At 64.3% G+C, this 24,230-nt stretch carries 18 protein-coding genes; 10 read left to right on the plus strand and 8 right to left on the minus strand.

Going from position 1 to position 24,230, the window contains the following annotated elements:
• Positions 1-7 precede the first annotated feature (7 nt).
• Together FPY90_RS16080 and FPY90_RS16085 are read right to left on the minus strand one after the other, a co-directional pair.
• A complete protein-coding gene (locus FPY90_RS16080) occupies positions 8-1,258 on the minus strand; it encodes a hypothetical protein (RefSeq protein WP_498682113.1) in 1,251 nt (416 codons plus the stop codon).
• 117 nt (positions 1,259-1,375) lie between these two features.
• On the minus strand, positions 1,376-2,602 hold the full coding sequence (locus tag FPY90_RS16085; RefSeq protein ID WP_498682114.1) for an exonuclease domain-containing protein: 1,227 nt from the start codon (positions 2,600-2,602) through the stop codon (positions 1,376-1,378).
• 148 nt (positions 2,603-2,750) lie between these two features.
• On the opposite strand from FPY90_RS16085, the gene FPY90_RS16090 reads away from it, so the two are divergent.
• Both FPY90_RS16090 and ctaD read left to right on the plus strand, forming a co-directional pair.
• The gene (locus FPY90_RS16090) at positions 2,751-4,004 is read left to right on the plus strand and encodes an APC family permease (RefSeq protein WP_498682116.1); all 1,254 of its coding nucleotides are present in this window, start codon (positions 2,751-2,753) and stop codon (positions 4,002-4,004) included.
• Positions 4,005-4,190: 186 nt separating this feature from the next.
• Positions 4,191-5,921: an aa3-type cytochrome oxidase subunit I gene (gene ctaD, locus FPY90_RS16095; protein WP_498682117.1), complete on the plus strand. Its 1,731-nt coding sequence runs from the start codon at positions 4,191-4,193 to the stop codon at positions 5,919-5,921.
• Between the two features lie 104 nt (positions 5,922-6,025).
• Here the strand turns inward: ctaD and FPY90_RS16100 are convergent, their stop codons facing one another.
• Entirely contained in the window at positions 6,026-7,807 is a 1,782-nt protein-coding gene (locus tag FPY90_RS16100) for a BCCT family transporter (RefSeq protein ID WP_498682118.1), read from the minus strand.
• A gap of 227 nt (positions 7,808-8,034) precedes the next feature.
• On the minus strand, positions 8,035-8,706 hold the full coding sequence (locus FPY90_RS16105; protein ID WP_498682121.1) for a response regulator: 672 nt from the start codon (positions 8,704-8,706) through the stop codon (positions 8,035-8,037).
• Positions 8,707-9,071: 365 nt separating this feature from the next.
• Between FPY90_RS16105 and FPY90_RS16110 the strand changes: the two genes are divergently transcribed.
• Both FPY90_RS16110 and FPY90_RS16115 read left to right on the plus strand, forming a co-directional pair.
• Entirely contained in the window at positions 9,072-10,331 is a 1,260-nt protein-coding gene (locus FPY90_RS16110; protein WP_498682122.1) for a sensor histidine kinase, read from the plus strand.
• Between the two features lie 444 nt (positions 10,332-10,775).
• Positions 10,776-11,399, plus strand: coding sequence for a malonic semialdehyde reductase (locus tag FPY90_RS16115; RefSeq protein WP_071214757.1), 624 nt, complete (start codon positions 10,776-10,778; stop codon positions 11,397-11,399).
• Between the two features lie 87 nt (positions 11,400-11,486).
• On the opposite strand, the gene FPY90_RS16120 is transcribed toward FPY90_RS16115, so the two are convergent.
• Entirely contained in the window at positions 11,487-12,653 is a 1,167-nt protein-coding gene (locus FPY90_RS16120; RefSeq protein ID WP_498682126.1) for a hypothetical protein, read from the minus strand.
• A 69-nt stretch (positions 12,654-12,722) separates the two neighbouring features.
• Positions 12,723-16,094 carry a DEAD/DEAH box helicase gene (locus tag FPY90_RS16125; protein WP_498682128.1) on the minus strand — a complete coding sequence of 1,124 codons (3,372 nt, stop codon included), beginning with the start codon at positions 16,092-16,094 and terminating at the stop codon, positions 12,723-12,725.
• A 111-nt stretch (positions 16,095-16,205) separates the two neighbouring features.
• Here FPY90_RS16125 and FPY90_RS16130 point away from each other — a divergent pair, with 111 nt between their 5' ends.
• Genes FPY90_RS16130 through FPY90_RS16140 form a run of 3 tightly spaced genes read left to right on the plus strand, consistent with a single transcriptional unit; the run spans position 16,206 to position 18,292 of the window.
• Complete coding sequence (locus FPY90_RS16130; RefSeq protein ID WP_498682130.1) at positions 16,206-16,820, plus strand: metallophosphoesterase family protein; 615 nt, start codon at positions 16,206-16,208, stop codon at positions 16,818-16,820.
• Between the two features lie 49 nt (positions 16,821-16,869).
• On the plus strand, positions 16,870-17,037 hold the full coding sequence (locus FPY90_RS16135; RefSeq protein ID WP_498682132.1) for a hypothetical protein: 168 nt from the start codon (positions 16,870-16,872) through the stop codon (positions 17,035-17,037).
• On the plus strand, positions 17,015-18,292 hold the full coding sequence (locus FPY90_RS16140) for an NAD(P)/FAD-dependent oxidoreductase (RefSeq protein ID WP_498682133.1): 1,278 nt from the start codon (positions 17,015-17,017) through the stop codon (positions 18,290-18,292). The genes FPY90_RS16135 and FPY90_RS16140 overlap by 23 nt, the downstream gene beginning before the upstream one ends.
• A 278-nt stretch (positions 18,293-18,570) precedes the next feature.
• On the opposite strand, the gene FPY90_RS16145 is transcribed toward FPY90_RS16140, so the two are convergent.
• Together FPY90_RS16145 and FPY90_RS16150 are read right to left on the minus strand one after the other, a co-directional pair.
• Positions 18,571-19,425 (minus strand): NAD-dependent epimerase/dehydratase family protein, encoded by an 855-nt coding sequence (locus FPY90_RS16145; protein WP_498682134.1) that lies wholly within the window; start codon positions 19,423-19,425, stop codon positions 18,571-18,573.
• Positions 19,422-20,051, minus strand: coding sequence for a uracil-DNA glycosylase family protein (locus FPY90_RS16150; protein WP_307584002.1), 630 nt, complete (start codon positions 20,049-20,051; stop codon positions 19,422-19,424). The genes FPY90_RS16145 and FPY90_RS16150 overlap by 4 nt, the downstream gene beginning before the upstream one ends.
• Before the next feature lie 113 nt (positions 20,052-20,164).
• On the opposite strand from FPY90_RS16150, the gene FPY90_RS16155 reads away from it, so the two are divergent.
• The 3 genes from FPY90_RS16155 (at position 20,165) to FPY90_RS16165 (ending at position 24,215) form a co-directional block, all read left to right on the plus strand.
• Positions 20,165-20,677, plus strand: coding sequence for a nucleoside deaminase (locus FPY90_RS16155; RefSeq protein WP_071214764.1), 513 nt, complete (start codon positions 20,165-20,167; stop codon positions 20,675-20,677).
• A gap of 147 nt (positions 20,678-20,824) precedes the next feature.
• Positions 20,825-22,414, plus strand: a complete 1,590-nt coding sequence (locus tag FPY90_RS16160; protein ID WP_498682137.1) for a long-chain-fatty-acid--CoA ligase — start codon at positions 20,825-20,827, stop codon at positions 22,412-22,414.
• 193 nt (positions 22,415-22,607) lie between these two features.
• On the plus strand, positions 22,608-24,215 hold the full coding sequence (locus FPY90_RS16165) for an SH3 domain-containing protein (protein ID WP_498682139.1): 1,608 nt from the start codon (positions 22,608-22,610) through the stop codon (positions 24,213-24,215).
• Positions 24,216-24,230: the final 15 nt, after the last annotated feature.

The following is a 24,230-nucleotide window of genomic DNA, read 5'->3' on the forward strand; positions in this document are numbered from 1 at the left end:
GCCGGGTTCAAGCCGGAGGGTATCCGTCGACGGCCGGGGCCTCGTCGGCCGGGTCCTTGAAACGGACCGCAACCTCGGAGGCCTTCGCGAGTTCAAGGACCAAGGGCTTGAGCAAGGCGGGCGGGATGGAAAGGGTTGAACCAATCTCGACCAGCCCCTCGTCGCACAGTCGTTCCAGCCGTCGCCAGGCAATCGCAATGATGTCGGCGTCTCCCCGCGGATCAAGGTCGGGTAGGCCGCGGACCGGGTGCTTGAGCACCTCGGTGTTGATCGGTTCCACGGCCGCCTCCAACAGGAAATACCGGGTCAGGTACCCCATTTCCATCTCCTGGTAGCGGTCGCTGACCTCCTTGGAGAACGCCCCATACATGTTCCGGGCGACGGTGCGAACGACCTCGACAAGGTTCGCGGAGGGATCCTCGAGGAAGCCGATTGCCTCGGGGCTCGGGTAGGCCCGGCTGGCACTGAGCTCGATCAATCCGGCACCGACCAGCGCGCCCCAATAAAGTTCAAGCCGGCCGACGCCTGTAGCGCTCTTGAACAAGACCGGACCGTTCGTGGGTTGCCCTCCGACCGGAAGGGCGCCGGAGACGGGCACGGCGTCGACGTCCAGGGCCGCGGCGGCCTCTTGGACGTGCTTCTTGTTGAGCACCTTCAAGCTGGTGATCTCGCGCCTTGGCCCGAGCCATTGCAGGAACGAGAGCACCCGCCTGGCCACCGGCAGCCTTCCGATGGCTTCGGCGAGCTCGTCCTCGGAGAGCTTGGGGACGGTGATGATGGCGGCTTGAAGCTCGGGGATCGGGGAGTAGGACGGCTCGAAGCCGGGAAAGCTGAAGCACTTGAAGTAGGTGTCGAGCTGCACGAATTGCTCGTGGGTTCCGCCCCAGGTGCCGGTGGCGTGCAGGAACTCGAGGTAGGCGCCAAAGACGTGGGTCATGTCCAGGAAATCGTTGGTTTTCCCGAAGAACATCAGCTCATCCAGTGTTGCCGCGAAGGCCTGGACATTCAGGAAGGTGATGTCGCTGTCCCTGTTGAGGCGTGCGTAGTGTCCGAGAAAGGCGGTGATTCGTGCCTTGAGCGCGTCTCCGCGGACGTCAAAATTCTTCTCGCGGCACCAAGCTTCGAACGCCGGGAGCACACGTGGAATCTCGCGCCGTATGCGATATTCACCGATGCTGACGATGGCCGGCCCGCGGGATTCCCGTGGCGCCGGTTCGGCGTTCTTGGCTGTTTCCGGGTCCTTGTGAGACATCTTCATTCCACACGTGTCGGGATTCGTGGCAATGCCTCATGATGACGGCAGGGCCGCTTTCGATTTGAGCATACTAGCGAGCCGGGGCCGTTAGTACTGCGAACGAAGGTTTTCTCGGCCGCCTCAGCGCCCGGCCGGGTGGAGGACCTGGTTCCACAGGTAATCTTCGCCAACGACCGGGATGCCGTATGACCTGGCCTTGCGGGCCTTGCCCGAGAGGCTGTCCGGGTCGGCGGCCACCAACAGCTTCACCTTTTTCGTCACCGCCGGGTGCGACTTGAACCCGGCGGATGCCAGTTCGGCCTCGATGGCGCTCCGGGGCCGGGTCATGTCCCCGGTGAGCACGACGAGGTCCCCGGGTTCCAGGAACGAGGATGCCGTCCGCTGCGGCAAGGGGGCCTGCGGCGGGCCGGCCGGCCTGGCCAGCGTGGCGGCATCGAGTTGTGCGGAAGGGATGCCAAGCAGCTGGGCGATGGTTGCCAGGTCGTGCAGCTCGTCGTGGGTGAGGACACCGTCGGCCCAAGCGGTGTCGGCGATCGAGGAGAAATATTGGCGGTGCAGTTCGATGACGGTGGCCCTGCTCAATTCGAGCTCGTCGGCCATCGCCACCAGGGCGGATTGCTCGTGGGCCGAGAGATACCTGTCAAGCAGTGCGCGGTCGAGCAACGCCAGGTATTCCTGGTGCTGGGCGGGCCCGGTGATTTCGGGCAGGCGAACCACGATCCGGTCGACGAAGTGGGTTTCCCTGGTTCCCTCCGTGGAGCGGTGCACGGGTGCAAACAGCGCGGGAGGAGTATCTACGTTCCAGCTGGTGGCCGCTGCCTGCTCCAGCAGGTAGTCCCAGTCGTCCAGGTCCGGGTCAAGCTCCATGTACCGGGACAAGAGCACGGCGGTGGCCTCCGCGTCGTCCCCGGCGCTGTGCGCATGGCGCAGCTCGATGCTGAACGAATCGCAGCAGTCCTGCAGGGAACGCCCGGCGCCGGGCAGGTATTCGTGGGCCATTTGCATGGTGCACAGGCCTCGGGGCAGGTAGAAGTCCGGCAGGGCCAGCCCCGCGCGCTGGAATTCGGCGCCGAGGAAGCGGGCGTCGAAGCCGAGGTTGTGCGCGACGACGATGGTTCCGGACAGCCGCCAGTCAAGCTCCTGGGCGATGTCGACGAAGCGCGGTGCCTCGAGGATGTCCTTGGCACGGATCCCGTGGATCGATTGCTTGCCCAGGTCCCGTTCGGGGTTGACCAGCGTTTCCCACCGATCCAGGACGGTGCCCGAGCGGTCGAGTGTGATGACGGCAATTTCCGCAATGCGGTCGTGGTTTCCCGGGAAAAGTCCCGTGGTTTCCGTGTCAATCACGGCAAAATATCCTTGTGCCATGGAGGCCCCGCTCCCTGCCCGTATCCGACGATGTGTTTTGATCCTAGGCCAACCGGCAGGGCCGTGGGACTCGGGTCCGGTGTTTGGGGCCCACCGGGTGTTAACTTTCGTGTAGTAGATCTTGTGCATGCGAACTCAGGATGGGGAAAAAGTGGTACCAGGTCTTCAGCGACGGTTGGGCACCTTTGACGCGGTCATGATCGGGCTGGGGGCGATGATCGGGGCGGGCCTGTTTTCGGCCTTCACGCCCGCGGCCTCCGCGGCCGGCTCCGCGCTCTTGGTCTCCCTCGTTCTTGCCTCCGCGATTGCCTATGCCAATGCTCGTTCCAGCGCGCAGCTCGCGGCACGCTACCCGACTTCCGGCGGCACCTACGCCTATGGGCGGGAGGTGCTGGGGCCGTGGCCCGGTTTCATTGCCGGGTGGGGGTTCGTGGTCGGCAAGACTGCATCCGCGGCAGCCATGGCATTGACCTTTGCCACCTACACGGTCCCCGGACCCTGGGTGAAACCGGTGGCCGCTGTGGCTGTGGCGGTGCTCGTGGGCGTCAACTGCCTGGGCGTTACCCGCACGGCGGCCGCGGCCAGAATCATCGTCACCGCGGTCCTGGCGCTTCTGGCCGTGGTCCTGATGGTGATCCTGGCGGGAGGACATGCTCCGCCGGAATACGTTGCCGGTACCGACCACGGGGTTTTTGGCGTCTTGCAGGGAGCGGGGTTGTTGTTCTTCGCGTTTGCCGGTTATGCGCGCATCGCGACCCTGGGGGAAGAAGTGCGGAACCCGTCCAAGAGCATTCCGAGGGCCATCGGAATCGGGCTCGGCATCGTGGTGGTCCTCTATGCCGCGGTGGCTCTGGTGCTGATCAATGTCCTGGGGACGGCCGGCATTGCCCAAAGCCCCAAGCCGCTGGCGACCGCGGTGGGGGACTCCTGGGCGCTTCCGCTGGTCCAGGTTGCGGCGGCGCTGGCCTCCCTGGGTGCCTTGCTGGCCCTGGTGGCAGGGATCGGACGCACCGCCATGGCCATGGCCAGGGAGAACGACCTGCCTCGGGCCCTTTCAGCCGTGCACCCGCGGTTTTCCACACCCCTGAGGGCCGAACTCGTCGTCGGTGCCGCGATCCTGGCGCTCATCGCGTTCTTCGACCTGGGCACGGCCATTGGCTTCTCGTCGTTCGGGGTCCTGGTCTACTACCTGATCGCCAACATCTCGGCCGCGAAGCAACCAAAGAACGAGCGGTTGGCGCCCGTGTGGCTGGGTGTCGCCGGGACCGCGGGCTGCGCGGTGCTCGTCGCCACGCTTCCGGCCTCCGCCGTCATCGGCGGACTGGTCATGTTCGCCGTGGGACTGGGATACCGCGCGACAAGGCTTCGGTTCGGCGGCTGAGTCCTGCCCCGGACGTGGCTGCCGGCACCGGTGCCAGCCGTCGGCCAGCCCTAGCAACTTGGCCCAAAGAAGAGCATGCTGGGGAAGAACCACACATTTCGAACCACAGAAACTTCGTGGATCGGATGCCCGGCCGGGGAACGTCGGGTGCCTGCCGCGTCGTTTGGGGAAACCGTGAGATGAAAAATGGCAACCTATGAATACGCAACGGATGAACTGACCCGCGACCAGCCACGGGCAGTCCCGCTGAGCAAGGGGCGGATGATCGTCGGCTGGCTCACGACCACCGACCACAAGAAGATCGGGTACATGTACCTGATTGCCTCGTTCACCTTCTTCTGCCTGGCCGGCGTGATGGCAATGCTGATGAGGGCCGAATTGTTCGACCCCGGCCTGCAGATCGTGCAGACCAAGGAACAATACAACCAGCTGTTCACCATGCATGGCACGTTGATGTTGCTGATGTTCGCGACGCCGCTTTTTGCCGGTTTCGCCAACGTGATGATGCCGCTGCAGATCGGGGCGCCCGACGTCGCGTTTCCCAGGCTCAACGCGCTGGCCTTCTGGTTCTTCCTCTTTGGCTCGACCATCGCGATCTCGGGCTTCCTGGCCCCGCAGGGCGCGGCGGCGTTTGGCTGGACCGGGTATGCACCGTTGTCGAACACCACCTTCAGCCCCGGCATCGGCGGTGACCTCTGGGTCTTCGGCCTGGCGCTGTCGGGCTTCGGCACCATCCTGGGCGCGGTCAACTTCATCACCACGATCATCTGCCTACGTGCACCTGGCATGACCATGTGGCGCATGCCCATTTTCACGTGGAACACGCTGATCACCGCGATCATGATCCTGATGGCGTTCCCGCCGCTGGCGGCGGCGCTGTTCGCCCTGGGTGCGGACAGGCGGTTCGGTGCGCATGTGTATGATCCGGAAGCGGGCGGCCCGATGCTGTGGCAGCACCTATTCTGGTTCTTCGGGCACCCCGAGGTCTACATCATTGCGTTGCCGTTCTTTGGCATCGTCACGGAGATCTTCCCGGTGTTCTCCCGCAAGCCGATCTTCGGCTACAAGGGCCTGATCTTTGCCACCATCTCGATCGCTGCGCTTTCGATTTCCGTCTGGGCCCACCACATGTACGCCACCGGCCAGGTCATGCTGCCGTTCTTCGCCTTCATGACCATGCTGATCGCGGTGCCCACGGGCGTGAAGTTCTTCAACTGGATCGGCACCCTCTGGCGAGGCTCTGTCACCTTCGAAACCCCGATGCTCTGGAGCATCGGATTCCTGGTGACCTTCCTCTTCGGCGGCCTGACCGGCATCGTCCTGTCGGCACCGGGCCTGGACTTCCATGTGACAGACACCTACTTCGTCGTCGCCCATTTCCACTACGTCGTCTTCGGAACCGTGGTGTTCGCGATGTTCGCGGGCTTCTACTTCTGGTGGGCGAAGTGGACCGGCAAGATGCTCAACGAGCGATTGGGCAAGATCCACTTCTGGATGCTGTTCGTGGGCTTCCACGGAACGTTCCTGATCCAGCATTGGCTGGGCGTCATGGGGATGCCGCGTCGCTATGCGGATTACCTTCCGGAAGACGGGTTCACAACGATGAACCAATTCTCCTCGGTGTTCTCCTTCATCCTGGGAGCCTCGATGATCCCGTTCTTCTGGAACGTGTGGACCACGCACCGGAACGGGAAGAAAGTGGTCGTGGACGATCCGTGGGGCTTCGGCGGGTCGCTGGAATGGGCAACCTCCTGCCCGCCGCCGCGCCACAACTTCAGCTCGATCCCGCGCATCCGTTCCGAGCGCCCGGCCCTTGACCTCCACCATCCGGAGCTCGGCGCACGGACAACCCCGCGGGGCCCCGTGGCCAAGGTCTTTGGCCCGGCGCAGCAGAAGGACACCGACGAATCGGGCTGATTCCGGTTTCCCGCAGCGACAGGAATGCGGGTCTAAACGAACGTGGGGTGGTGGTTCCCGTCCTTGGACGGGAACCACCACCCCACGTTCGTTTGCCGTGCGTGTTAGTCGGTGGACTTGGGTTGCACTCCGGGCTGTCCGCCATCGGTCTTGGGTGCGTCTGCGCCATGGACAGCTGCCGCGCCAACCGAGAGAGCCGGAACCGTGGCATCGGCTCGACGACCCTGGGGAACGGCCCGGCGCAGCCTTGCCGTTAGGTTCTGGAGATTGAGCAGCTGCGAATCCCGGTTAGGGCCTTCAACTTCCAACCCGTAGAAGTCACCGATGTGGTCCACGAACGCCATCCGACGGGCCTTCTCGTAGACCTTCACTTCGCGGGAGAATGCCCGGTACGTCGCCCAGCAGATCATGATCAAGACAATGCTGAAGGGCAACGCGATAACGATGGCTGCGGTCTTGAGCGCTTCGAGGCCTCCGGACAGGAGCAGCGAAGCGGCCAGCAGGGAGGTGGCCAGTGTGAAGAAGATGCGGATCCAGTTCTTTGGTTCCACGTCTCCGCCGGTGGCGATCATGCCCATGACCAGTGCCCCCGAGTCGGCAGAGGTGACGAAGAAGATGACAATCATGATGATTGCCCCGATCGTCAGCACGGAACCGGCCGGCAAGGTGTCCAGCATGGCGAACAAGGCGCCTTCGGTGTCGATCGAACGGTCCTCAGCCACGAGGTTCCCGGTGCCTTGCAGCTGGCCGTAGATCGCGGTTCCGCCCAGGACGGCGAACCACAGCATGGTGACAACCGTCGGGACCAAAATGACTCCGCCAACGAACTGGCGCACCGTGCGGCCGCGGGAGATCCTGGCGATGAAGATGCCCACGAACGGGGCCCAGGAAATCCACCAGCCCCAGTAGAACGTGGTCCACATGCCCTGCCAGGCTTCGCCTTCGGCACCGGTGAAGGCACTGACGTTGAAGGACATGGCAAGGAAGTTTTGCAGGTAGTTGCCGATCGACTGCACGAAGTTGCGCAGAAGGAATTGCGTGGGACCAACAATCAGCAGGAAGGCGACGAACACCCCGGCCAAGATCAGGTTGGTGTTCGAGAGCCACTTCATGCCCTTGCCAACGCCCGAAAGCACGGAGAAGAGCACCATGCAGGTGACGACGGCAATGATGACGAGGTCGACGAACTGGGAGGCCTTGAACATGCCGGCGCTTTCCAGCCCGGCACTGATCTGCAGGACGCCCAAGCCCAGCGAGGTGGCCACACCGAAGATCGTGCCAACCAGGGCTACAACGTCAATGAGGTTGCCGAGGCCGCCATGGACCTTGCGACCCAGCAATGGTTCGAGGGTCCAGCGGATCGAAATGGGTCGGCCTCGCCTGTGGATCGCATAGGCCAAGGCCAGCCCGATGACAACGTAGATCGACCACGCATGGACGCCCCAGTGCAGGAACGTTTGGGCCTGGGCCTGTTGGGCAAGATCTGCCGGGGACCCCGAAGCACCGGGTTTGGGCGAGGCAAAATGGCTCAGCGGCTCGGAGACGCCGTAGAAAACCAGGCCGATGCCCATCCCAGCGGCAAAGAGAAGCGAGAACCAGGAACCGAGGGAGAACTCCGGTTCGTCATCGTCCTTGCCGAGCTTGATCTCGCCGAATTTCCCGAATCCCAGCCAGAGGCTGAACACCACAAAGCCCGTTGCTATCAGGACGTAGTACCAGTTGAAGTATCCGATGATTTTCGTCTGGATGGATGAGAAGAAGGACTCTGCCGTACCGGGCATGGTCATGGCGAACGTGGCAAAAACAATGGTGATGATGGCCGCGGGCCAGAAGACCCACCGGTGTACACGCGGCGATGTACTCGTCTTTGTCTGTTCGGTTGTCATTTTCCGAGCCTAAGGGGTAGCAGGGGGCGACCAACAAGAAAGGTGGTATTCACCACCAAATTTGCGAAACTTTGAGAATCTATGGATTGGGGTTCACCTGAGGAAAAACTACAAGGTTTTCCAGATAAAGGTAAGCCCCCTGCGTACGGTTCAAGCGTCGGATTCGGAACCGCACAAGGCGTTGGTGGTGAAGCGCTCGGAGCACCCCAGGGCCGTTCGCCGAATGGTTAGTCCATATGAAGCTCGACCAGACCGTACTGCGCGGCCCGAATCAGGGCCTGGACCCTGTCGCGGACACCGAATTTTGCCATGACCCGGCTCAGGTGGGCTTTCACGGTTGCCTCGGAAATGTGCAATTCTGCGGCCATCTCCGGATTGTTTCTGCCCCGTGCGAGTAGTTGGAGAACTTCCTGCTCCCGCTCGGACAATGCCATGGGGTTCGTCCCGATGGAACTACTGGGCTTCACATCGTGGGCCTCGCGAATTGCGCGAATAAGGTCCTGCGACACCGACGCGGAGATCGCCGCGCTTCCGTCTTGTACTGCCTGAATGGCTGCGAGAATTTCCGTGGGCTCGGCGTCCTTGACCAAGTAACCAGCGGCTCCTGCGCGAAGAGCCGGGACCAGGTATTCCTCCGAGGAAAAAGCGGTGATGGCAAGTACGCCAATGCCCGGGTAATTTGTGGTGATGATGCTGGTTGCTTCAACGCCGTCCATGCGGGGCATTTGCATGTCCATGAGGATTACATCTGGATTGTTGCCCACGCAGAAGTCGACGGCTTCAATGCCGTTAGTCGCTTCTCCAAGCCACTGAAATCCCGGGGCGGCTTCAAGGATGATCTTGAGGGCTTGGCGCATGAGTGGTTCATTATCAACCACAAGAACTTGGATGTCGGTCACAGTCTTGAGTCTAGTGATCTTTTGGGTATTCAGCGTCTTTGATGGATAACAACATGAACTTTTGGGAAAACACCTGTTGACTTATGGGAATAAGTGCAACAATGAGCAACATGACTCGTAAAACTCGTATCTTCGCTGCTGTAACCATGTCCGCGGCCCTCTTGCTGCCGGCCGCCATCCCTGCTCAGGCTGCCGTTGTCTCAGGGCCCATATCCAAAAGCATCTCATACCCGGTGGCATCGCCTGCCGGTGCAACCGACGCATTCAACGATTGGATGTGCCGTAATCTCGGTGCGTTGTGTCGCTAATTCCGTTGAAAAGCCGAGCTCACTGATATGAGCCCTGCTTTCGGCAAGAATGGGATGGTGAATCAAGAGAATCTTCCACCCGCCGCGAGTAAGCCATCGTCCGCCCCTTTGGGGCGGACGATTCTTCTCATTGCCAGCGGGATTGTCGCATTGTTGCTGGTTACAGACATCATAAGTCTGCTCAGTGAAGCTGATCCTGCACGGTTTCGAGTTCGTGCAACGGAGTCCGTTGTAAGCGTTGCTTTCGCTCTAGCTCTCGGGATGATGTGGGTCCGAGCGCAACTCTCCGTCGTTGTCTCCGTCCTAGCCATGGTTTTGGCCCTGATGGTGGGCACGTATCTTTTGTCTCTTCTTGTCGTGCCACTGCTACTTGGGTTGGTCACGTTGACCCAGACACGCAGGTTTTCATTCCGTTATCTGTGTGTCACGCTCCTGTGGGCAATCTCGATCGTCGTCGTGCGGTCGTACGACGTAGGTTTCATCATCATCTTCGTACCACTGGTTGCAATCGCATACTTCGTGGCACTGTTTGCACGGAAGTACCAAGAACAGCGTGAATCGGACAGGAAGCGCATAGAGGATCTGCGCCGCAAGCAGCAAGAAGCCGTGGAGGCCGAGCGCAAGGCCATCGCCAGGGACCTGCATGACATCGTCGCCCATGACATCACCGTGATTTCCATGCAGGCCAAGGCCGCAGGTTTTTCGGGGGACCCCGCCGTCGCCCAGGCCGCACTCAAGGTCATCGGAAACACCTCGAAGGAAGCGCTGCAGGACCTCCGCGTCATGCTCAACGTCCTGCGATCGGACGGGCCAGCGACCCGCGTGGACGGATCGCTCGTTGACTCCGCGGGAAATGCAGCCAGCAGCCTGGAGATCCTCATCGGTGTCGAGGTGTTTGCCGAGAGGCTGATTGACCTCGGCCATCCGACGAAGACCATGGCCGATCCGAGGCTTGCCGGCTTGCCGCAGTCCGCGCAGGCCGCGCTGTATAGGGTTCTGCAGGAATCCACGACGAATATCGTCAAGCATGCGGAGCCGCATGCCGCATGCCGCATTGAGGCACTCGTGGTCGGGGACCGGGTATGGCTGGAAATCGCCAACTCGCTACCCCGCCACGTCATGGACCAAGGCTTCGACATTGGCGGGCACAGCTCCGGCATCGTCGGCATGTCCGACCGGATGGCGGCCTTCGGCGGCACCCTCTCCGCCAAGCGAGTCCGCGACGATTGGGTGGTGCGTGCCGAACTTCCGGCCACCACCATCGACCAAGACCTCAAGGCTCCCGAGGACACCTCCGAAGCCTCGGACCAATTGTGAGGTTACCTCACCAAGTATGGTCAAAGGTCTAATGTGCAGCGCTCGCCCGAGTGGATAGAGTAGGTACTACATCGGCGGAATAGCCGATTGATGGGAACTAGGAACGTTTTGCGAGTGGCGTTTCCAGATCCCATTTCCAGCACGCCAGACGACGCCAGCCCCGCGAACCGAGCCCCCAAGTTGGTTCGCACCACAGGAATCGCGTCAAATGCTTTCCCCCAAGGAGCATTTGGCATTGTAGGTTCCTCGGTCGCTTCTACCCCAAGAGAAGCCACCATCGGCGTCGTCGGGCGTGCTGATGTTTAAGCGCTTGGTTGCCCCGATTTACCGGTGATTTGGCCCGGCGGGTGACGCGCTTCACAGGCCCCGGGGGAATGCTCCCCGTGGCCGTGGCGGTTCTCTCTGGTAGGAAACCGCCGAAGAACCGCAAGGAGAACACCCCAGATGAGCGTTGAAACCGCCGCAACCGTGTACGACCAGCTGTCGATCGATGCCGACACCGCAGACAAGCTTTTCCTTGAAGCCCGCACCGCCAACACCTTCTCCGAGGAAGCCGTCGCCGACGAGGCTCTCGATGCCATCTACGAGCTCACCAAAATGGGCCCGACGATGATGAACAACCAGCCGCTGCGCATCACCTGGGTCAAGAGCGCCGAGGCCCGCGAGGCAGTCGTCGCCAAGATGATGGAAGGGAACCGGGCCAAGTCCCTGGCCGCCCCGGCGCTTGCGGTGCTTAGCTACGACGCCGACTGGCACGAACAGTTCCCGGTGTTCTTCCCCCACGCTCCCGAGCGCAAGGCCATGTTCGACCAGGACGCCGCCTCGCGCGCCGAAATCGCCAAGAACAACGCTTGGATGCAGGCCGGCTACTTCATCATGGCCGTTCGCGCCGCCGGGCTGCACGCCGGCCCGATGGGCGGCTTCGACGCTGCCGGAGTGGATTCGGTCATCAACGCGGATTCGTCCAACCACGCGTTCCTGATCGTCAACGTGGGCGCCCCGGGAGAGAACCCGTGGTTCGATCGCTTGCCGCGCCTCGACATCGACGTGGCAACCACCAGCATCTAGACGTCCGGCCAAGCCCGAAGCAAGAACGCCGTGGGGCGGCGAAGATGCCTGGCATCTTCGCCGCCCCACGGAGTTAAGCATTGGAACCTAGGACAAGACCTCTTCGGCCACCCGGGTCAGCGCACGTTCCAGCGGGGCACGAAGCACGCGCGGCACGCGGATGTGCTTGCCGATGCGCACGAGTCCCTCGGCCTCGGCGGCACGCAGCAGGGCCTCGGCGGCCGGCACGGTCTTTGCGAAGAGCGGCTGCAGGTGGGCCTGTTCCGGCTCCAGCTCCCCGGGCGCGGGAATCGAAAAGGCTGCCTCGGTGCGCGGGGGATTCGCCGATCCGGCCTTGGCCAGCAACGCGGCGGTCATCTGCGTGACGGTGTGGTCCGCATCCGGACCCACGGCATTGAGCAGGATGTGGGCGTAGATTCCCTCGGCCACCAGGTCCTTCGCCCCGCGGGCGCTGAATCCCGAATCGGCGTTCAAAGCCTCGGCCACCACGGGGTTGGGAAGTGCCCTTCCCTCTTGGAAGCTCAGCACCCCGGCACGCAACAGCGCATCCCAATAGGTGCCCAGTTTCGGAAGCTGAGCCAATGTGGCAATCGAGGATCCGGTCTCGGGCGCCCAACCCGGCCGTGCAACCTCGGATTCCGGGTCCAGGCGGACCTCGAGCCCGACGGCCGCGGCGGCCGAAACCAGGTCGGTGGGCAGCAGCAATCCGTCCTCTGCCACCTCGCGGCCTTCGCCCACCCAGGCCAGCAAGGCCCGGGCCGTGGCCACCATCGGCAGCTTGGCCCAGCGTTCGTCCGCGCTGGCCTCGTCAAGCTCGGGGACCACAACGGGGGATTGGCCACCCTGGGCCGACAGCAGGTCGAAGACGGCCTTGAATTCCTCCACCTCTCCGCTCCAACGGCCGGTTTCGGCCAAAAAGAGCATGAACTCGCGCAGCATGGCGGCGCACGCGACGGCGACCTCGTCGCCAAGCTCGCGCAGGTCCGTGAACTGGATGGCCAGCGCGTCATGGTCGAGCTCGGACACCGCCACCTTCCCGCGCAGCCGGGCATGGACCGTCAGCAGGGTCACCAGGCCCTCGATGCCGGCCTCCGAGTCGTCCGGGGTGTGGCGCTGGTTGAAGAAGGCCCGCAATTGCGCGGCGTAGGGCCGCATGGCCGTGCGGACCTGGTCCTCGAACTTGGAGGCGCCGGCGCTTGGATTGCGTCCCGGGTGCCCGCTGCGTGGCTTGCCGGCGGATTTCGATTTCGACATGTTGGTGTCGTCCCCCTCTGGGCTTGGAAAATCTTGGGTGCTGCTTGGGTGGTGCCTTCCGGCGCCGTGCTAATCCGCGAAGAGCGAGCGAACGTCGTCGGCGCTGATCGCCGAGGCAAAGGCCGCATCGTCATCGAGGACAGCGGTGAAGAGCTTGGCCTTCTTGTCCTTCAGCGCCATGACCTTTTCCTCGATGGTGTTCTTGGAAACCATCCGGTAGACCATGACGTTGCGCTTCTGCCCGATGCGGTGCGCACGGTCGACGGCCTGGTTCTCCGAGGCCGGGTTCCACCATGGATCCATGAGGAAGCAGTAGTCGGCCTGGGTGAGGTTCAGGCCGAACCCGCCGGCCTTGAGCGAAATCAGGAACACCTTGACCTTGCCGGAGGTGAAGGATTCGATGACCTTGGCGCGCTTGGTGGTCGAGCCGTCCAGGTAGGCGTGCTCGATCCCGGCCTCGGTCAGCCGGTCGCTGGCCTTGGACAGGAACGAGGTGAACTGGCTGAAGACCAGGGCGTTGTGGCCCTCGGCGGTGAGGTCCTCGAGCTGTTCGAGCAGCGCGTCGAGCTTGCTGCTGGGCACCGAGGCGTACTCCTCGTCGATGAGCGAGGCGTCCAGGGCCAGCTGGCGCAGCTTGGTCAGTGAGGAGAACACCGCGAAGCGGTTCTTGTCCATGTCCTCGAGCATGCCCAGCACCTTCTGGCGTTCGCGCTGCAGGTGGCGCTGGTAGATGACCCGGTGCTTGGGCGCCAGGTCGAGTTCCAGGACCTGCTCCTGCTTCTCGGGCAGGTCCGTGGCCACCAGTTCCTTGGTGCGGCGCAGCATCAGCGGGCGGATCCGGCGACGCAGGCGTCCCAGCGCCTCGTTGTCGCCGTCCTTCTCGATGGGCTTGCGGTAGGTCTCGTCAAAGCGCTTGAGTGCGGGGAAGAGCCCCGGGGCGGCAATGGCGAACATCGACCAGAGCTCGGAGAGGTTGTTCTCCATGGGGGTGCCGGTGATCGCGAGCTTGAAGGGCGTCGGGAAGTCGCGGGCCTGCTTGGAGGCCTGCGTGGCGGGATTCTTCACGAATTGCGCCTCGTCCAGGATCAGCCCGGAGAACCTGGTGGCTGCGTATTCGTCCTGGTCGATGCGGAACAGGCCGTAGGAGGTGATCATGATGTCGACCTCCGCGGCGATCTCGTGGGCGGGGACCCCGCCGCGGCGCACGGTCTCGGTCATGTAGACGCTGCGCAGGTTCGGGGCGAAGCGTGCCGCCTCGGCGGTCCAGTTGGAGACCACGGAGGTCGGGGCCACCACCAGGAACGGCGGCATCTTTCCGGTCGACTCGTCGTGGTTGTCCTTGGCGTGCTGGATCAGCGCCAGGGTCTGCAGCGTCTTGCCCAGTCCCATGTCGTCGGCGAGCACCCCGCCCAGCCCGTTGTCGTAGAGGAAGGAGAGCCACTCGAAGCCCTCGAGCTGGTAGGGGCGCAATGTCGCATCGATACCGGCCGGCAGCGGGGCGTGGTCGACCTCGAGGATGTTGCTCAGTCCCTCGGTGGAGTGTTTCCACGCGGCCGACGCCTCGACGTTGGTGGCGATGTCCTTGAGGTCTTCCCAGAGCGAGGCCTGGTGCTTGGAAATTCGGATGGTGCCGTCGCTTGTGGCATCCGACAGTGCCCGGGCCTCCTCGATGAGCCGGCGCAGCTGCTCGTATTCCGGGCGGTCCAGGGCAAAGTACTTGCCGTCGGGCAGCATCAGGTATTCATCGCCGTGCGCCAGTGCCTGGAAGAGCTCGGTGAACGGGACCTTGTTGCCGTCGATCGCGACTTCGACGCCCAGGTCGAACCAATCGTTCGTTTCGGTGTTCTCGGTCGAGATGGTGATCAGCGGGTTGGCGGTGAGTTCCTCGAACTCCGGCTGTTCGCCATCGATGTGCACCCGCAGGTTTTCCACGGCCTGCAATGCCGGCAGCGCATCGGTGATGAATCGTGCCGCCGCGACGCCATGCAGGCGCGGCGCGACCCTGGTGGCGGCAACGTTGCGTTGCGGATTGGCGAAGGCATCGGCATAGGCCTGGGGGAAGGATGCGATCGCCGCGGCGACTTCGCGTTGCATGGCCAGCTCGGCCTTGGGGTTGCGTTCGGTTCCCGCCACCAGTTCCAGGGGCACCTGGTGGTTGCCGTAGGAATAGCCCCAATGCAGGTTGATGCCCGGGACCGAGGTTTCGTCCTTTTTTTGCTTGCGGACCGGGTTCTGCTGGCCGGCGAAGTGCTCGACGCGCAGCAGCATGACCGGTTCAAGCGAGGTCGGCACCTCGACGGAGTGGTCGACGGAGGAGAGCTCGAAGGCCTTGGCGAGCTTGGGCAGGTATTGCTGCTCAAAGCTTTCCCGCCCGTTGGCCGGGACGGTGACCTTCTTGTCGGTGGCCAGCAAGCCCGTGACCAATGAGGGGAGCTTGGAGCGGGAAGGCGCCAGGTGCAGGTCCACGTTCTTCATGCCCTCGGTTGCGTCCCACCAGAAGACCCCGTGGTCGGCCACGGCGCCGAGGAAGTCGCTGTCGAAGCCCGGCGGCAGCACATCGACCGAGGGACGGATCCGCAGCTTCTTGCCCTCGGAGGCGATGTCGGTGCGGACCGCGACCGGATCGTGCACCCGGACCGAGGATTTTGCCGACTGGCCGCGCAGTTCGATGCCCAGCGCCGCGGCCCGGCTCAGGTGGTTCCACACCATAGGGGTCAGGAAATCGCTGGCCGACAGGTGGGTCCCGTTCCACGCGACAAAGGAGTTCAGCTGCAGCAGCGTGCAGAACCACTCGACCTGCTCCGGGTCGTAGGAGTAGTCGAAGGGCAGGGTCGGGATGCCGCCGGTGCGGGTGTAGCGGAAATGCTGCCAGGCCAGGTTGCCCGAGACCCAGCGGCCCTTGTCGTTGAGCTGGACCGGGCGCAGCAGCAGCTCCAGCTTGGAGGTGTGCGGGATGTTCCCGTCCTTGATCTTCGCCATGGCCGAGGCCTGGTAGCGCTGCAGGGTCTTCGGACGCAGCTCGAACTGGATGCCCAGGGTGCGCTGCTCGGTTTCCTGCCCGGCGTCACCGCCGTCCCCGATAAGGGAGTCCAGCGTGCGCTCCCACGGGGCACGCGGATCGGGATCCTCGTAGTTTGTCTCGTCCCACATATAGGCGAAAAGCGCGGCCGCCGCGTGCTTGCAGTTCGAGCCCACCGGGCAGGTGCAGATCCCCAGCTGGGGCATGAGCAGCCCGTGGCGCACCTGGGAGTGGACAGCGGTGCGGTAGACCATGCCGCCGGAGCCCAACACCGAAGCGCGCACGATGCCCATGGGCTCGACCCAGTTGACGTCCAGCACCCTGCCCTGGCTTGCGTAGGCCGCCCCGCGATCCAGGCTGAGCGGGCCGACAAGCTCACGGATCAGTGTGGTGGAGTTGAGCAGTGGTGCAACGGAAGACATGTCAATAGTCTAAAGGCGGGCACCCACGCCACGGAGCCAAAATGGCCGCAGTGGGCCTGCGGGCTGAAACCCGCCGGAAACGTCCGGGTGGCGGGGAAAGAGGCGGAAACAATGGGAAGCACCTGGTTTACCTCGGATACCCACTTCGGACATGCCCGCATCATCGAGTCCTGCCACAGGCCCTTTGCCGACGCCGCCGAAATGGATGCCGAGATCATCCGGAGGTGGAACCAAGTGGTGGGCGCCGCGGACATCGTCTGGGTGCTGGGGGACTGGGCCCTGGGTGACAAGGCCCGCGGGCTCGAGATCGTCTCCGAGCTGCACGGCACCAAGCACCTGGTGGCAGGCAACCACGACGCCTGCTGGCCCGGGCGCATCGGAGCGCAGCGCCACCTCCGGCAGTTCCTCGATGCGGGCTTCGCCTCCGTGCAGGATTTTGCACGGGTCAAGCTGCCCGCCACGGTGAACAATGCTCCGGGGCGCAAGGTGTTGCTCAGCCATTTCCCGTACGCGGGGGACTCCCATGGTGGTGACCGCTATGCGCAGTTCCGGTTGCGTGACGAGGGGGCCTGGTTGCTGCACGGACACGTCCACAATGCCTTCCTGGTCTCGGGCCGCGGCATCAACGTCGGGGTCGATGTGCACGGCTTCGCCCCGGTCGGTGCCCAGGCGCTGGCGCAAGTGATCGATTCGATCGAGGATGAAGGGAGGCCAGACACCGCATGACGGGTCAGAAACCCGTCCTCCGAACGACTCGACGCAGAAAAAATGAATAATGATCGCCTTTACCGCATTTAATGCAAGCAAGAAGGTGTTGTGGTCTGCGTCACCGATGAAAAACGAAGTCCCGTTGCTTCGCGCCGCATTCCGCGCCAAAGTTGAGCCCAAGTGTTGGAAAAATCTTGAATGGAGTGTGAACCATGGCCAGCGTAACGACGCCTGAGCATGTTGTCATCGTCGGCGCCGGGTTCGTCGGCCTGTCCACCGCCTGGTACCTGCAGGAAGAAGGTGTCAAGGTCACGGTCGTTGACCGCGGCGGCGTGGCCTCCGGCGCTTCGTGGGGCAATGCCGGCTGGCTGACCCCCGCGCTCACCCTGCCGATCGCAGAACCCTCCATCTTCTCCAACGGCCTGAAGATGATGATGGACCCGGCATCGCCGCTGTACATTCCACTCAAGGCCAACGCCAAGCTGCTTCGCTTCCTGATCGGGTTCACCTGGCACAGCACTCCGAAGAAGTGGCAGGAGGCCATGCGCATCTACTCCGAGCTCGGCACCACCGGGCTCGACGCCTTCGACGAGATCGCCGAGGGCACCAACGCGGGCCCGGGCGTGATCGAGAAGACCAAGCCGGCCAACCCGTTCCTGACCGGCTTCAAGTCGCTCAAGGACCGAGACGGACTGCTCCACGAGTTCGACATGATCCGCAAGACCGGGGGAAACGTCGAGTTCGACCTGCTCACCGGAGACGAGCTGCGCGCTATCGAGCCGACCCTCTCCGATTCCGTGGCTGCCGGCGTGGCCATCAAGAACCAGCGCTTCCTGAACCCGCCGAAGTACATGGAGTCCCTTGCCGAGTCCGTCATCGCCCGCGGCGGCGACATCGTGGGTTCCTACAACGTCACCGACATCCGGGACAACGGCAGCTCGGTCACCGTCATCGGCTCCGAGGGGCGTTCGATCACCGCCGACCACGTGGTCATGGCCACCGGCGCCTGGCTCAACGACATGACCAAGAAGTTCGGCGTGAACGTCGTCGTCCAGGCGGGCCGCGGCTACTCCTTCACCGTCCAGCCCGAGGTCATGCCGACCCACCCGATCTACTTCCCGTCCCAGCGCGTGGCCTGCACCCCGCTCGGGGACCGCTTCCGCATCGCCGGAACCATGGAGTTCCGCGACGCCAACCACCCGTTGGAGCCCAAGCGCATCGAGGCCATCGTCGCCGCAGCGGCCCCGGTCTACAAGGGCATCAACTGGGAGAATCGCAAGGAGGAATGGGTCGGCGGACGCCCTTGCACCGCCGACGGCATGCCGCTGGTCGGCGCCACCCGTTCCCCGCGCGTGCACGTTGGCGGCGGACACGGCATGTGGGGCGTGGCCCTTGGCCCGCTGACCGGCAAGATGATCGCCGCCGGCATCCTCGGCAAGGAAAAGCCGTCCGTGGCGCGCCACTTCGATCCGCTGCGCAAGGGCTTCTAGGCCCGCAACGGGCAAGCCGGCTTGCTTTCAGGCCCCGGGGGCCGGCACGGACCAGTGGTTCCGTGCCGGCCCCCGGGGCTTTTTCACGGGAGGGAGGCCACTCCAATCGTGAAACCATGCGGGAATGGGTGACGATCGCGGCGAGATGACCGCCGCCCAGTGCAAGACGCTGAAATAGAGCGCTGCCGACTGCCGGGGGCTGCAACTCGGCGCCTGCATCGTGATGATGCTGGTCTTTGCCGTCGGGACACTGGGCCGAGGCAGGGCGGCGGTGACCCTCAGGGGTGCCTGGCACCCTCGCCGGACAGCACGCTTGCATAGCCCTCGCGGTAGGTCGGGAACGCGAAACGGAACCCCGTGGCCAGCAGCCGCGCATTGGACAGGCGCCTGTCGCCTCCGCGGTTCACCGGGGCGTCCCCGGGCCCGGGTGCCGGCACGTCCAGCGAGGCGGCAATGAAGCGCTGCACCTCGGCCAGGTCCACCGGTTCGAGATCGACACCCAGGTACAGCGGATCCGGTGCCGGCACCGCGCTGCACAGGTGCACGATGGCCGAGGCTGCATCATCGCGGTGGATCCGGTTGGTCCACACGGTTTTTCCCGAGACACGGGCTGCCCCGTCGCGCACCTGGGTGATCAGGTGGTTGCGGCCGGGCCCGTAGATGCCGGCCAGGCGCAGGACGATGGGCGCTGAGGCGCGCTTGCACACCAGCGCCTCGGTGTCGGCCAGGATCCGCGCGGTTGCGGTGCGCGGGGTGATCGGGGTGTCCTCGTCGACCCAGCCGCCGGCCGCGTCGCCGTAGACCGCGGTGGAGGAGACCAGCAGGAAGCGTTGCGGGTCAACGCCGTCGCGTGCCAGCGCGTCGAACACGCGACGCGCGGCCGAAAGATAGGTGCGCCGGTAGGCGTCTTCGCTACGCTCGGGCGCGGCGGGAGTGAAAACCACGATGTCCGTGTCGGCATCGATGGTCGGCAACTCGGTGCCGGCATCGCCGAGGTCGACCCGGCGGGTGCCGAAGGAGGCAGGCAGGAGCTCGGGGCGGCGGCGCCACGCGGTGACCCGGTGGCCGGCCGCAATGAAGCGGAGCCCCGCCTCGGTGCCGAGATCCCCGGCACCGATAACGAGGATCTTCACTTGCCCGCTGGCCGCAATCCGGCCCGCGCCATGGCGTCGGTGTAGGCGGCAACCATTTCATCGAACCAGGCCTGCTGCTTTTCGGCCGATCCCAGGAAGGCGCGGTCCGCGGTGGAACGCACCTCATAGATCTTGATGCCGCGCTGGTTGATGACCTGCTGGCCGCCGGCCTTGATCCAGGCCTGCACCAGGCGCTTGGCCTCGGTTCCGTGGGCCACGATCGCCGAGGTGCGGTACGCGATGCGCATGAGCTCCTTCAGCGGGCGGATGCCGGCCTTGACCTGGTCCGGGGTCAGCTTGGTGCCGCCGTCGGGCAGCTCCCAGGGAAAGACGTTCCACGGGATGCCAAAACGCGGCTCCAGCCCGGCAGCCTCATAGACTGCAGCAAGCCGTGCCGCGGTGGGATCGTCGTTGCGCAAGGACAGGAAGCCCGAAGATGTTCCGGGGCCCGGCGCGATTTGCAAGGAAATGACCCGAGCCTCATCGACATCGTGCACCGGATCGATGAGCGGAACCCGGGAACCGGGCTGTTGGTCTTGCAGCTTGCGACATAATGCCGTGAGCTCGGCGACGGAATCGTCCTCCACCTTGCTCAGCTGTTCTTCAAAGTACTCGGATTGGCTCATTATTCACCTTTCGCCCTCCCGTTGAGCCTACGCCGAATATGGCTTTGGTGCATTCCGCGCCCACGCGGCATGCCCCTGTGGGCAAAACGACGCCCATGTCGCATGATGGGGCCATGGAACTGACTCGCTTGGACATTGACCATTTGACCCGCTGTGTTGAACTGGCCGAAGAGGGCCTGGAAGCCGGCGACGAGCCTTTCGGCTCGATACTCGTCGATGCGGACGGGGTCGTTCTTTACGAGGGCCGCAACCACGTGGCCGGAGGGGATTCCACCGCGCATCCCGAGCTGGCCATTGCGCAGTGGGCGCTGGGCAACCTGGAGCCGGAGCGCCGGGCGGCGTCCACGGTGTACACCTCCGGGGAGCATTGCCCGATGTGCGCCGGCGCCCATGGTTGGGCCGGGCTGGGGCGCATCGTCTTTGCCGCCTCGGCGGCCATGCTGGATTCCTGGCGCCGGGAGTGGGGTGCCGCTCCCGGGGCGGTGGCAGCCCTGCCCATCAACCTGGTGGTGCCCGGCATCCGGGTGGACGGGCCGGCCGACGAACTGGTGCCGCGGTTGCGCTACCTGCATTTCCAGTCGTTCCAGGAATCCCAGCGCGGAACGGCTTCTGCCGCGGGGGCCTGAGTGCCAATACGGAAATTGGAACTCGATGCCGGATTGTGAAACTTGATTCCAAGGCCTTAGTCTGGTGCGGGGTAAAGGTAGCCCGCGTCACATGTCGCCTTGGCGACCGTGGCCGGACACATAGCTGACGACCGGAATGAGGAGCACATGGGTGCGCAACCACTGGCCAACCACTCGGAGCTGACACCACTGCGATTCCTGCAGCGCTCCGTGGAGGTGTATCCGACTAAGGAAGCCATCGTGCACGGGGCGCGAACCTACACCTATGCCCAGTTCGGGGCGGAGGTGCAGCAATTCGCCAAGGCCCTGGCCGCGCGCATCGAGCCCGGGGACCGGGTTGCGGTGCTGGCGCCGAACATCCCCGAAATGCTGATTGCCCACTATGCCGTCCCGCTGGCCGGGGGCGTGCTCGTGGCCCTGAACACCCGGCTTGCGGCCCGCGAGCTCGGCTACATCATGGAGCACTCGGCCACGAAGCTGCTCTTTGCCGACTCGGAGCTCCTCGGCGCCGCCGCGGCGCTGCGCGCCGAGGTCCCGACCCTCGAGGCGCTCATCGAGATCCAGGACGCCGAATTCACCGGAGAGAGGCCAGATATCCGGGTGGATGGCACCTACGCGGAGTTCATGGCCACCGGCGCCGGGGCGGATCTTGGCTTCGCGATCCCCGACGAACGGGCGCCGATTACGTTGAACTACACCTCGGGGACCACCGGCAAGCCCAAGGGCGTGCTGTATTCGCACCGCGGGAGCTACCTGAACTCGATGGGGGAGGCCTTCCACCAGGGCTTCGACGCGCACACCCGTTACCTGTGGACCCTGCCGATGTTCCATTGCAACGGCTGGTGCACGCCTTGGGCCGTCACCGCGGCCGGCGGCACGCACCTGTGCCTGCGGGCGGTCCGCGAGGAGCCGGTCTGGGACGCGATTGACAAACTCGGGGTCACCCACCTGTGCGGCGCCCCGACGGTCTGCTCGATCATCGCCGACTCGCCCCGGGCCCACGAGCTGGAGCGCGGCATCAGGATCACCACCGCCGGGGCCCCTCCCTCGCCGGCGATCATCCGGAAACTGCAAAGGCTGGGCATCGAGGTCGTCCACGTCTACGGCCTCACCGAGGTCTACGGGCCATACACGATCTGCGAATACCAGGACGCCTGGGACGATCTGGACGACGAGGCCAAGGCCGAAAGGGTCTCGCGGCAGGGCGTGGGCATGGTCCAGGCGGAATCGGCGCGCATCGTGGATGCGGAGATGAACGACGTGCCCGCCGACGGGGAAACCATGGGCGAAATCGTGCTGCGCGGCAACAACGTGATGATCGGCTACTACCGGGACGAGGAAGCCACCGCCGCGGCGTTCGCCGGAGGCTGGTTCCACACCGGGGACCTGGGCGTGATGCACCCCGACGGCTACATCCAGCTCAAGGACCGCGCCAAGGACATCATCATTTCCGGCGGGGAGAACATCTCGACCATCGAGGTCGAGCAGGCGTTCGCCAGCCACCCGGAGGTCCTTGACGTGGCCGTGGTCGGCGTGCCGGACGAGAAGTGGGGCGAAACCCCGGTGGCCTACGTGATCCGGGCCAGCGGCTCGCAGGTCGACGCGTTGGCGCTGCAGGCCCACGCCCGCACGCAACTGGCGGGCTTCAAGGTTCCCAAGACCATCCACTTCCCGCAGGACCTGCCCCGGACCTCCACCGGAAAGGTGCAAAAGAACGTGCTGCGGCAACAGGCCTAGCGCCGCAGCGCCTTGGTGTGTTTCCATGGTCGGTCTTCCCGGGAAATCGTCCCTGAAAGACCGTCCAACATGTATTCACTCGTGTCCCAACCGTGACAATTGCAACTCTGGCCACATAAGGTGTACCCAAGCGCGAACCGATCCACAGGGATTGATGCCTCACGGTCAATTCCCTTTTGAAGGAGTCTGCACCATGGGCACACAACCACTTCTATCCCTGCGTCTTGCGGCTGCAACGTTCGGTGCCACGATGGCGGTCGGAGCACTGGCCCCCGCGGTGATGGCAGCGCCGGCACCCGCGACGTCGCCCCAGATGCACCTGGTTGTCGCGAAGAAGCCGGTGGCGCCGCGTGCACAAACCACCACGATCATTCGAACGACCGCGAACCTGAACCTGCGGCAAAACCCCGGCGCCCATTTCGACTCGCTGGCCGTGCTCAAAAAGGGCACCGCGGTGACCCGGACGGGCAAGTCCAGCGGGGCCTGGTGGGAGGTGCGGGCCGGTTCGCGTACCGGGTGGGTAAGCTCGCACTACCTGGCCAAGAGCACCGTTGCCGCTCCCGCGCCCCAGGTCACAAGTGGCTATCGAACCAATGCGAACCTGAACCTGCGGCAGAATCCCGGCACCCACCACAAGTCGCTGGTGGTCCTGGCAAAGGGCACCGCCGTCGCTAGGACCGGAAAGGCCAGCGGCGTCTGGTGGGAAGTGAAGGCCGGGTCGCGGACCGGGTGGGTGAGCTCCAACTACCTGGTGAAGTCCGGTGGCACGGCACCCGCACCGGCGCCCGCGCCCACCGCAACCCATCGGACCAGTGCGAACCTGAACCTGCGCCAACACCCCGGCACCCACTTCAAGTCGCTGGTGGTGCTGGCGAAGGGCACCGCTGTCGCCCGCACGGGCAAGGCCAGTGGCGCCTGGTGGGAGGTGAAGGCCGGGTCCCGGACCGGCTGGGTGAGCTCCCACTACCTGGTGAAGGCCTCCGGACAGGCACCCGATTCCAATCCGGTCGCCGGCGCCAACCGTTGGGTGGACGGCACGCAACCGATGTACGCGAAGGCCTCGCTGTCCTCCAGCCGCCTGGCCGTGCAAACAGACGGCACCAAGGTCCGGCTGGTCAAGACCGCAGGAAACTGGTCATATATCGATACGCCGGCCGGCCAAGGCTGGATCCCGAGCTCGTCGCTGGCCACCAGCGAACCGAACAACAACTCCACCTCGTATCGCTGGACCGCCTACGCCGCAAACGTCCGAACCGGCCCCTCGACCTCCTTCAGCTCCCTGGGGATCCTGCCCGCAAACGAAAAGATGGCCTACCTGAAGACCTCCGACGGATGGTCGCGGGTCAAGACCACCAAGGGCACGGGCTGGATCAAGAACACCCTGCTGACCAGCGTCGAATACCGGGCGCCCAAGGCGCTGCAGCCCATGACCCGGGCCATGATCCAGGACGTGCAGGAGCGATTCGGTGCCGGCATCAGCAGCGTCGGCGGCTCGCGCGCCGGATCCATCGGGCACAGCTCGGGGCTGGCCGCGGACTTCATGATCAAGGACTATTCCTCGGCCGCCGGCATCAAGGCCGGGGACCGGATCGCCGAGTACCTGGTGGAAAACCACGAACGGCTGCGGATCAGCTACCTGATCTGGCGGGACAAGCTCTGGCTTGCCGAGGACGGCCAGTGGGGACCGTACTCGACCGGCGGCTGGGGAAAGCACCTGGAATCCTCGCGCGGATGGAACGCGACCACCTTGCACATGGACCACATCCACGCGGAAATCTCGTCTGCCCGGGCCAACAAATAACCATGGCCCATGGCG

The organism is Arthrobacter sp. C2, assembly GCA_024207135.1.
Taxonomy (GTDB): Bacteria; Actinomycetota; Actinomycetes; order Actinomycetales; family Micrococcaceae; genus Paeniglutamicibacter.

Excerpts from the sequence above, each read along its gene's own strand:
- FPY90_RS16080 (WP_498682113.1), bottom strand. The coding sequence starts at position 1,258 with ATGAAGATGTCTCACAAGGACCCGGAAACAGCCAAGAACGCCGAACCG.
- FPY90_RS16090 (WP_498682116.1), top strand. The coding sequence starts at position 2,751 with ATGCGAACTCAGGATGGGGAAAAAGTGGTACCAGGTCTTCAGCGACGG.
- ctaD (WP_498682117.1), top strand. The coding sequence starts at position 4,191 with ATGGCAACCTATGAATACGCAACGGATGAACTGACCCGCGACCAGCCA.
- FPY90_RS16100 (WP_498682118.1), bottom strand. The coding sequence starts at position 7,807 with ATGACAACCGAACAGACAAAGACGAGTACATCGCCGCGTGTACACCGG.
- FPY90_RS16115 (WP_071214757.1), top strand. The coding sequence starts at position 10,776 with ATGAGCGTTGAAACCGCCGCAACCGTGTACGACCAGCTGTCGATCGAT.
- FPY90_RS16120 (WP_498682126.1), bottom strand. The coding sequence starts at position 12,653 with ATGTCGAAATCGAAATCCGCCGGCAAGCCACGCAGCGGGCACCCGGGA.
- FPY90_RS16125 (WP_498682128.1), bottom strand. The coding sequence starts at position 16,094 with ATGTCTTCCGTTGCACCACTGCTCAACTCCACCACACTGATCCGTGAG.
- FPY90_RS16130 (WP_498682130.1), top strand. The coding sequence starts at position 16,206 with ATGGGAAGCACCTGGTTTACCTCGGATACCCACTTCGGACATGCCCGC.
- FPY90_RS16135 (WP_498682132.1), top strand. The coding sequence starts at position 16,870 with ATGATCGCCTTTACCGCATTTAATGCAAGCAAGAAGGTGTTGTGGTCT.
- FPY90_RS16140 (WP_498682133.1), top strand. The coding sequence starts at position 17,015 with ATGGCCAGCGTAACGACGCCTGAGCATGTTGTCATCGTCGGCGCCGGG.
- FPY90_RS16150 (WP_307584002.1), bottom strand. The coding sequence starts at position 20,051 with ATGAGCCAATCCGAGTACTTTGAAGAACAGCTGAGCAAGGTGGAGGAC.
- FPY90_RS16155 (WP_071214764.1), top strand. The coding sequence starts at position 20,165 with ATGGAACTGACTCGCTTGGACATTGACCATTTGACCCGCTGTGTTGAA.
- FPY90_RS16160 (WP_498682137.1), top strand. The coding sequence starts at position 20,825 with ATGGGTGCGCAACCACTGGCCAACCACTCGGAGCTGACACCACTGCGA.
- FPY90_RS16165 (WP_498682139.1), top strand. The coding sequence starts at position 22,608 with ATGGGCACACAACCACTTCTATCCCTGCGTCTTGCGGCTGCAACGTTC.